The sequence below is a fragment of the Streptomyces sp. ID05-39B genome (assembly GCF_033794725.1).
GTDB lineage: Bacteria > Actinomycetota > Actinomycetes > Streptomycetales > Streptomycetaceae > Streptomyces > Streptomyces bobili.
Window position 1 is genome coordinate 1 of record NZ_JARGEF010000298.1, and the last position, 8559, is coordinate 8559.

At 72.1% G+C, this 8559-nt stretch carries 10 protein-coding genes and 1 pseudogene; 4 read left to right on the forward strand and 7 right to left on the reverse strand.

Going from position 1 to position 8559, the window contains the following annotated elements:
- The 4 genes from P1P75_RS36770 to rimP form a co-directional block, all read right to left on the reverse strand.
- Window positions 1-357, reverse strand: a 357-nt coding sequence (locus tag P1P75_RS36770; protein WP_319263640.1) for a translation initiation factor IF-2 N-terminal domain-containing protein, incomplete at its 3' end; no start/stop codon positions are given.
- 147 nt (window positions 358-504) lie between these two features.
- Window positions 505-801: a YlxR family protein gene (locus P1P75_RS36775; RefSeq protein WP_319263642.1), complete on the reverse strand. Its 297-nt coding sequence runs from the start codon at window positions 799-801 to the stop codon at window positions 505-507.
- Between the two features lie 102 nt (window positions 802-903).
- Window positions 904-1902: a transcription termination factor NusA gene (gene nusA, locus P1P75_RS36780; RefSeq protein WP_319263644.1), complete on the reverse strand. Its 999-nt coding sequence runs from the start codon at window positions 1900-1902 to the stop codon at window positions 904-906.
- 2 nt (window positions 1903-1904) lie between these two features.
- Window positions 1905-2435 (reverse strand): ribosome maturation factor RimP, encoded by a 531-nt coding sequence (rimP, locus tag P1P75_RS36785; RefSeq protein ID WP_319263645.1) that lies wholly within the window; start codon window positions 2433-2435, stop codon window positions 1905-1907.
- 267 nt (window positions 2436-2702) lie between these two features.
- On the opposite strand from rimP, the gene P1P75_RS36790 reads away from it, so the two are divergent.
- From P1P75_RS36790 to P1P75_RS36800, 3 genes are read left to right on the forward strand one after another with little or no spacing between them, the layout of a single operon-like run.
- Window positions 2703-3290, forward strand: coding sequence for a hypothetical protein (locus tag P1P75_RS36790; RefSeq protein WP_319263647.1), 588 nt, complete (start codon window positions 2703-2705; stop codon window positions 3288-3290).
- The gene (locus tag P1P75_RS36795; RefSeq protein ID WP_319263649.1) at window positions 3287-3817 is read left to right on the forward strand and encodes a ferritin-like domain-containing protein; all 531 of its coding nucleotides are present in this window, start codon (window positions 3287-3289) and stop codon (window positions 3815-3817) included. The genes P1P75_RS36790 and P1P75_RS36795 overlap by 4 nt, the downstream gene beginning before the upstream one ends.
- A gap of 27 nt (window positions 3818-3844) precedes the next feature.
- Window positions 3845-4738, forward strand: a complete 894-nt coding sequence (locus tag P1P75_RS36800) for an aminoglycoside phosphotransferase family protein (RefSeq protein WP_319263650.1) — start codon at window positions 3845-3847, stop codon at window positions 4736-4738.
- Between the two features lie 69 nt (window positions 4739-4807).
- Here P1P75_RS36800 and P1P75_RS36805 read toward each other — a convergent pair whose 3' ends face one another.
- From P1P75_RS36805 to P1P75_RS36815, 3 genes are all read right to left on the reverse strand, one after another.
- The gene (locus P1P75_RS36805; protein ID WP_319263652.1) at window positions 4808-6511 is read right to left on the reverse strand and encodes a proline--tRNA ligase; all 1704 of its coding nucleotides are present in this window, start codon (window positions 6509-6511) and stop codon (window positions 4808-4810) included.
- Window positions 6512-6618: 107 nt separating this feature from the next.
- On the reverse strand, window positions 6619-7149 hold the full coding sequence (locus P1P75_RS36810) for a GNAT family N-acetyltransferase (RefSeq protein WP_319263654.1): 531 nt from the start codon (window positions 7147-7149) through the stop codon (window positions 6619-6621).
- A gap of 78 nt (window positions 7150-7227) precedes the next feature.
- Window positions 7228-8076, reverse strand: a complete 849-nt coding sequence (locus tag P1P75_RS36815) for a GNAT family N-acetyltransferase (RefSeq protein ID WP_319263656.1) — start codon at window positions 8074-8076, stop codon at window positions 7228-7230.
- A gap of 100 nt (window positions 8077-8176) precedes the next feature.
- On the opposite strand from P1P75_RS36815, the pseudogene P1P75_RS36820 reads away from it, so the two are divergent.
- A pseudogene (locus P1P75_RS36820) lies at window positions 8177-8559 on the forward strand (hypothetical protein); the annotation flags it as partial.

Below are 8559 nucleotides of genomic sequence, written 5' to 3' on the forward strand. Positions count from 1 at the left end.
CGGCCGCCCCGCCGGCGCGGGGGCCGACGGGGCGGCCGGGGCTGCCGGAGCCGCGGGTGCGGCGGGCGCCTCGGGCTGCTGTGCCGTCGGCGGCTTGGGGGAGGCCGGCCGCGGTGCGGCCGGACCCGGACGGGCCGCCTGCGCCGGTGAGGGCGCCGCGGGCCTGGGGGCTGCCTTGCGCGGGGCGGGCTTGCCGCTGCCGCCCTGGAAGGCGTCAGTCAGCTTGCGTACAACGGGCGCTTCGATGGTCGAAGACGCCGAACGGACGAATTCACCGAGTTCCTGGAGCTTGGCCATGACGACCTTGCTCTCCACCCCGAACTCCTTGGCGAGTTCGTATACCCGGACCTTAGCCACTTCGCTCCTTTTAGGTCCGGGTGTGTCCGGACCGTCGCTACTTCATGGGCGTACTCATCGCGTGCTCATCGAGTGCTCATCGCAATCTCGACCTACTTCCAACTCGCGGGGTACCAGAGCCGCACGGAGGTTCCGTGCGACGCCTTCTTACGGTGTTGCCTTCTCGGCAACGGTCGTCTGCTCGACGTACTGGCGCAACGCCTTTGTGTCGAGCGCTCCCGGGGCTCGCAACGCCCTCGTGAACGCCCGGCGGCGTACCGCCTGATCGAGACAGACCAGGGCGGGATGCACGTACGCACCCCGGCCGGGCAGCGTACCGCGAGGATCGGGGACGCATGCGTCCTTGATCGCCACAGTGCGCAGCAGTTCCGTCTTGGCCGCTCGCTCCCGGCACCCCAGACAGGTGCGCTCAGGGCATGCTCTGGTGTGCGTCCGGCCAGACACAGTTAAGTCTACCTCCCCGCGGCGACCTCACCCCTTCGGGGCAGCGGTCGAACAGTTGCCGCGCGTATAACTGACGTGATCTGAGCGTGCTGCGGCTTGGATCTATTCCCGGATCTCATCCCCGGGCTGCTCGGTGTCGGGCCGGATGTCGATCCGCCAGCCGGTCAGACGGGCGGCGAGGCGGGCGTTCTGGCCCTCCTTGCCGATCGCCAGCGACAGCTGGTAGTCCGGCACCGTCACGCGCGCGGAGCGGGCCGCCATGTCGACGACCTCGACCTTGGACACCCGGGCCGGCGACAGGGCGTTCGCCACCATCTCGGCCGGGTCGTCCGACCAGTCGACGATGTCGATCTTCTCGCCGCTCAGCTCGGCCATGACATTGCGCACACGGCCGCCCATGGGGCCGATACAGGCACCCTTGGCGTTCAGACCCGACCGGGTGGACCGTACGGCGATCTTGGTGCGGTGGCCGGCCTCGCGGGCGATGGCGGCGATCTCGACGGACCCGTCGGCGATCTCCGGCACCTCCAGCGCGAACAGCTTCTTCACCAGGTTGGGGTGCGTGCGCGAGAGCGTCACGGACGGACCGCGCACACCCTTCGCCACCCGCACGACGTACGACCGCAGCCGCAGACCGTGCGAATAGGTCTCGCCCGGGACCTGCTCCTGCACCGGCAGGATGGCCTCGAGCTTGCCGATGTCGACGAGCACGTTCTTCGGGTCGCGGCCCTGCTGGACCACGCCGGTGACGATGTCGCCCTCACGGCCCGCGTACTCGCCGAGCGTCGCGTCGTCCTCGGCGTCGCGCAGACGCTGGAGGATGACCTGCTTGGCCGTGCTGGCGGCGATGCGGCCGAAGTCGGACGGGGTGTCGTCGAACTCGCGGGGCTCCTGACCCTCCTCGAGGTCTTCGGGGTCCTCCTTCGCCCACACGGTCACATGACCGGATTCCCGGTCGAGCCGCACGCGCGCGTGGCGGCGGCTTCCCTCGGTGCGGTGGTAGGCGATGAGGAGGGCCGACTCGATCGCCTCGACCAGCAGGTCGAAGGAGATCTCCTTCTCCCGCACCAAGCCCCGCAGGGCACTCATGTCGATGTCCACGGCTACGCCTCCTCCTCTTCCTTCATGTCCTTGTCGACGTCACTGTTGACGTCGCTGTCCTTGCGGTTGAACTCGACCTGGACGCGGGCCTTGTCGATGTCGGCGAAGGCGAGCCTGCGGGCGGTGGCCTTGCGGCCCTTCACTCCGGGCACCTCGGCATCGAGGCCGTCGTCGTCCACGTCGAGGATGCGGGCGACGATCTCGCCGCCCTCGTGGAGCTGGAACTTCACCAGGCGGCCCGTGGCACGCACGTAGTGACGGTGTTCGGTGAGGGCGCGTTCAGCGCCCGGGGTGCCGACCTCGAGGGTGTACTCGCCCTCGCCCATCGCGTCGCTCTCGTCGAGCTTCGCCGAGAGCGCGCGGCTCACATCGGCGATCTGGTCCAGGTCCGCTCCGGTGTCGGAGTCGACGATCACGCTCAGCACCCGCTTGCGACCGACGGAGTCCACGGCGATCTCTTCGAGGTCCAGTCCCTGGGAGGTGACGAGCGGTTCGAGCAGTTCTCGCAGCCTCTCGCTCTGGGTGGTGCTCATCCGGGTGACTCCTCGGCCGCGTGTGCTGTTGTGGGATGGGGCGCGTGTCTGATCAAAGGGTATCCGGTCGCGGGGTGTGTTGCCGTCCACCGAGTGGCCCCACCGGCGCACGACGACTCCTGCCGACGCCCGGCGGCTCTCACCGGGAGGGGCGGTGCCGGTGAGTGGTGCGGGGCCGGGGCGCGGGTACGGTGATCACGGGCCTGCCCGTGCGTGATCGGCCCGTGATCGGTTCCTTTCGTACGAGATTCCCCGAGGACGTCTGCCGTGCCGTTCCCGCCGCCTGTGCGCACCCTCTCCGGGCCGCGCCGAAGAACTCTGCTCGCCTCGGCCGCCGGGGCCGCCCTGATGGCCGGGTGCTCCTCCGGCGCGGGGGGATCCGGGAAGGAGAAGCCGGGCGCCGGCCCGTCGGCGTCGGCACAGGAGCGTGCACGCGCGCGTGCGGCCTCGGACAGTGCGGGGCTGCTGGAGCGCTACGACGCCGTCCTCGCCGTCCATCCGGCGCTGACGGCACGGCTGGCACCCCTGCGGGCGGAGGTCGCACGGCATGTGACGGCGTTCGGGGGCACGGAGCGGGGCACCACGACGTCACCGTCGGCATCCGCATCCGCCTCCGCCTCCGTCTCGGCATCCGCCTCCGCCTCCGCTTCTCCGGGTGTCCCGTCCGCGCCGGCCGTCGCCGTTCCGGCGAACGCCAAGGACGCGCTCGCCGACCTGGCCGGCGCCGAGCGGGCCCTCTGCGACCTCAGGGTCGCGGCGCTCGTGGACCTGCCGGGCGAGCCGGCCCGACTGCTGGCCTCGGTGGCGGCTTCCGGGGCGGCGCACGCGTACCTGCTCAACGAGGGGGCCCGATGAGCGAGCGGAACACCGGTGAGCTGACGGCCCTCCAGGCGTCGCTGGCAGCAGAGCACGCGGCGGTGTACGGCTACGGAGTGGTCGGCGCCCGCATCAGCGAGGAACGGCGCACGCAGGCTCGGGCGGCGTACGACGCCCATCGGGCGCGCCGGGACGCGCTCGCGCGTGAAGTGCGCGACCTGGGCACCGAGCCCATCGCCGCGAGCGCCGCGTACGCCCTGCCGTTCGCGGTACCCGACTCCGCCGCGGCGGTCCGGCTCGCCGCCGAACTGGAGGAACGCGTCGCCGGCGTCTACTCCGACCTGGTCCGGGCGGCCACCGGTGCGCGGCGCCGCGAGGCCGCCGAGGCGCTGCGGGAGGCGGCGGTCCGCGCGGTGCGCTGGCGCGGCGGGAGCGTAGCCTTCCCTGGTCTCGCCGAGCGGGCCGATGCCGGGAGCGACCCGGCCGCCACGGGTGCCGGGGCCCCGGCGACGAAGGCGGGATCGGCAGAGCCGACACCGCCGCACACCCCCACACCGCCGGCGTAGGCCGGAGCAGGAAAGGACGACTCGCGTATGGCTTTCGAACCGCCGCAGCGTCTGGTCAGGGCGCTCGGTGAGAGCGCTCCGGACGGTGACGACTGGTTGGAGAAGCTGCCGGAGACGGTCCAAGGGGCCGTCGCGCAAAGCGAGTTGACCGTCGAGCGGGTGCAGGTGCCCGGTGGCCGCAGCAGCCTGGTGGTGCTGGTGCGGTGCGCCGACGGGACCCCGGCCGTGCTGAAGCTGGCCCCGCCCCGGTTCCGGCCGGAGGCGGAGCGGGCCGCGCTCACCCAGTGGGACGGCCTGGGCGCCGTACAGCTGCTGGCGGGGCCCGTGGGCGAAGGGGTGCTTCTGCTGGAGCGGCTGCATCCGGACGTGTCGGTGCGGTCGTTGCCGGAGGCCAAGGCGCTGCTGGAGGCGGCGGGGACGCTGCGGCGGCTGTGGGTGGAACCGCCGGCCGGGCCTGTGTTCGAGACGGTGGCCGAGCGGACCGGCCGGCAGGCCGAGGCGATGCGTGCGCGGGCCGACGCGGAGGTGGCGCCGCTCGTCGACGCGGCGCTCGCGGCCCGCGAGGAGCTGCTGGCGGCGCCGCCCGAGCACCGGCTGCTGCACGGGACGTTCCGGCAGAGCAAGGTGCTCGCGGGGGAACGGATGCCGTGGCTGGCCGTGGGGCCGGACCCGGTGGTCGGTGAGTGCGCCTTCGACCTCGCGCGGCTGGTCCGGGACCGGGTGGAGGACCTGATCGCCTCCCCGTCGGGGGCGGCGACGACCCGGCGGCGGGTGAAGCGGCTCGCGGAGTCGCTGGAGGTGGACCAGGAGCGGCTGCGGGGCTGGACGCTGTTCCGGGCGGTGGAGTCGGGCGTACGGGCACTGCGCGTGGGGCGGCCCAGGGACGCGGAGCTGTTGCTGGAGTTCGCGGGTTGGGTGTAGGCCCGGGGCGGATGCGGGTAGGCCCGGGGCGGGGTGTCTGAAGAGCACCCCGCCCGCACGCCTCGGCTGCTACGCGGTCGTGAGGCGGGCGATGGCCTCGTCCACCGTCAGTTCCTCGCGCTCGCCGGTCCTGCGGTCCTTCAGTTCCAGGACGCCCTCGGCGGAACGGCGGCCGGCGACCAGGATCTTCGGTACGCCGATCAGCTCGGAGTCGGTGAACTTCACGCCCGGCGAGACCCCGGCCCGGTCGTCGACCAGGACGCGCAGACCGGCCGCCCGCAGCTTCTCCGAGACGTCGAGGGCCAGTTCGGTCTGCAGGGCCTTGCCCGCGGCGACCACGTGCACATCGGCCGGGGCGACCTCGGCGGGCCAGCACAGGCCCTTGTCGTCGGCGCTCTGCTCGGCGAGGGCCGCGACCGCGCGGGAGACGCCGATGCCGTACGAGCCCATGGTGACGCGGACCGGCTTGCCCTGCTGGCCGAGGACGTCGAGCTTGAGGGCGTCGGCGTACTTGCGGCCCAGCTGGAAGATGTGGCCGATCTCGATGGCGCGGTCCAGCTTGAGGCCGGTGCCGCAGTTGGGGCAGGGGTCGCCCTCGCGGACGACCACGACGTCGACATAGGCGTCGACCTCGAAGTCACGGCCCGCGACGACGTTCTTCGCGTGCGTGTGCTCCTTGTTGGCGCCCGTGATCCACGCGGTACCCGGCGCCACGCGCGGGTCGGCGAGGTAGGTGACCTTCTCCAGGCCCTGCGGGCCGACGTAGCCGCGGACCAGGTCGGGGCGGCCCACGAAGTCCTCGGCGGTGACCAGCTCGACGGTGGCCGGCGCGAAGTGCGCCTCGACCTTGCCGAGGTCGACCTCACGGTCCCCGGGCACGCCGACGGCGACGATCTCGCCGTCCACCTTGACCAGGAGGTTCTTCAGCGTGGCGGAGGCCGGCACGCCGAGGGACGCGGCGAGGGTCTCGATGGTCGGGGTGTCCGGGGTCGGGATCTCCTCGGCCGCGGGCACGGCGGAGCCGTCGACCGGCTCCGACTGGTAGGTGATCGCCTCGGTGTTGGCCGCGAAGTCGCAGTTCGGGCAGTCGGCGAAGGTGTCCTCGCCGGCCTCGGCCGGTGCGAGGAACTCCTCCGACTTCGAGCCGCCCATGGCGCCCGCGGTCGCCGCGCAGATGCGGTAGTCCAGGCCCAGACGCGCGAACACCTTCTGGTAGGCCTCGCGGTGCAGGGCGTAGGACTTGGCCAGGCCCTCGTCCTCGGTGTCGAAGGAGTAGGAGTCCTTCATGAGGAACTCGCGGCCGCGCAGGATGCCGGCGCGGGGGCGGGCCTCGTCACGGAACTTGTTCTGGATCTGGTAGAGGATGACCGGCAGGTCCTTGTAGGACGTGCACTGGTCCTTGACCAGGAGGGTGAAGATCTCCTCGTGGGTGGGGCCGAGGAGGTAGTCGCCGCCCCTGCGGTCCTTCAGGCGGAACAGCTCGGGGCCGTACTCGTCCCAGCGGCCGGTCGCCTCGTACGGCTCCTTCGGCAGCAGGGCGGGGAGCAGTACCTCCTGGGCGCCGATCGCGTCCATCTCCTCGCGGACGATCCGCTCCACGTTGGCGAGGACCTTCCTGCCCAGCGGCAGCCAGCTCCAGACGCCGGCGGCGGTGCGGCGGACGTAGCCGGCGCGGACGAGGAGCTTGTGGCTGAGGACCTCGGCGTCCGCCGGGTCGTCGCGCAGCGTCTTCGCCATCAACTGGGACATGCGCTGGACCGGTGCGTTGGCCATGGTGTACGAACTCCTGCCGATCGGGATCCCCCCGCTCGAACCGGGCCGAGAGTGGGGAGGGTGCTGGCTAGGAGGTTAGCCGGGAGCCCCGCGCGGCCGGAAATCCGTTACGCGCGGCGCAGCGGCAGGGGGGCGCCCATCACGGCGTACGGGCGGGGCGCGCTGGGGAAGAGGACACGGCGGGCGAGGTCCTGGTAGCCCAGGGAGTGGTAGAGCGCTCGGGCGGGGCTGTCGATGTCGATCGCGGAGAGGATCGAGCGGGGCTGGGCCGCGGTGTCGGTGATCGTGGTGATCAGGGCCCGGCCGGCGCCACGGTTCTGGTAGGCCGGGTGGACGTGGAGTTCGGTGATGACGAAGGAGTCGTCGAGCCAGGCGTCGTTGCCGTTGGCCCGGAGGTAGGGCTCGACGACGGTGGACCACCAGTGGGCGCGGTCGTTGGGCATGCCGTAGACGAAGCCGGCGAGCCGGTCTCCGACGGTCGCGCCGTACGCTCTCGCACCCGGGTTGGCCATGTGGCGCAGGACGATCTGTCTGCGGACGGCCACCTCGTCCGGGCCGAGTCCGAAGGCCACGGCTTGCACTGCGAGGGCCTCGTCCACGCGCGCGGGAAGGTCCAAGGGGCCGATGACGAGGTCCATGGCGGGAGCCTACAGGGGGGTTTGGGGCGGTCGGCGGGTGTGGAGCGGATGCCGGTCCGGCAGCGTGCCGCACAACGTTCAGAACAAGACGCTCATGAACGCGCCGACCTCTTGGAAGCCAACCCTGCGGTACGTCCGCCGCGCCGCCGTGTTGAAGTCGTTGACGTAGAGACTGACGACCGGGGCGATGTCCGCCAGCGCATAACGCAGTACGGCCGCCATGCCGGGGGCGGCCAGGCCCCTCCCCCGGTACTCCGGGGCCACCCATACGCCCTGGACCTGGCACGCCCTGGGCGTGGCCGCGCCGATCTCGGCCTTGAAGACGACCCGGCCCCGGTCGTCGACGCGGGCGAACGAGCGGCCGGCGCCGACGAGTTCGGCGACCCGCGCCTGGTACAGCAGGCCGCCGTCGCCTGCCATCGGGGAGACGCCGACCTCCTCGGTGAACATCGCCACGCACGCCGGCATGATCGTGTCCATCTCGTCCTTGCGGATACGGCGCACGTACGGGTCCGGGGCGATGTCGTCGGGCAGGCGGTCCGTGACCATCAGGGGCTGGCGGGTGCGGACCTCGCGGGCGGGGCCCCAGTGCGGTTCGAGCAGGCGCCACAGCAGGGCGGTGGCGTCGGCGGGGCCCACGATGGAGGAGCAGCGGCGGCCCGCCCGGCGGGCACGGTCGGCGAAGGCGCGGACCGCGCGGGGAGTGGCGCAGATCGGGACCAGGTTGGCGCCCGCGTAACAGAGGGACGTCAGCATGCCGTCCTCGTACCAGCCCCACATCTCGCCGCCGAGCCGCCACGGGTCCAGGCCCGCGACCTGCACCCGCGAGGTCACGAAGGCGTTCGTCACCGGCTCACGGTCGAGGACGGCGAGGGCGGCGTCCAGGTCGCTCGGTTCGAGGACCCGGGAGGTGGTCTGCGTCAACACGTGCGGGGCCTCACACTGGGGTCTGCCTGATCTCCGCACTGTACCCGCCCAAAATGTGCGGCGCCGCCCGTCCGGCGGGCCTCTGTGCTACCAACGGCACATGATCTTGCAGACCGAGAGAACCGACGCGCGTACGTGGCCGCGGGAGCAGTTGGCGGAGCTTTTCAGCGAGGGCTTTCCGGCGTTCATCACCGCCGACCCCGTGAGCAAGGAGTACATAGGCCGGGTGCGGGAGTGGTTCGCCGACTTCGATCTGATGCTGACCGACGAGGACGGGGTGCCGGTCGCCGGCGGCTGGGGCGTGCCGGTCCGCTGGGACGGGCGGGCCGACACCCTCCCTTGCGGATACAGCCAGAGCCTCGTCCGGGCCGTCGAGGGGCGTGAGCAGGGCCTCGCGCCGGACACCCTCGTGATCTGCGGGGCGATCGTCAGCCCGTCGCTGAAGGGGCGACGGGCTGACGATCGCCCCGCAGATCACGAGGG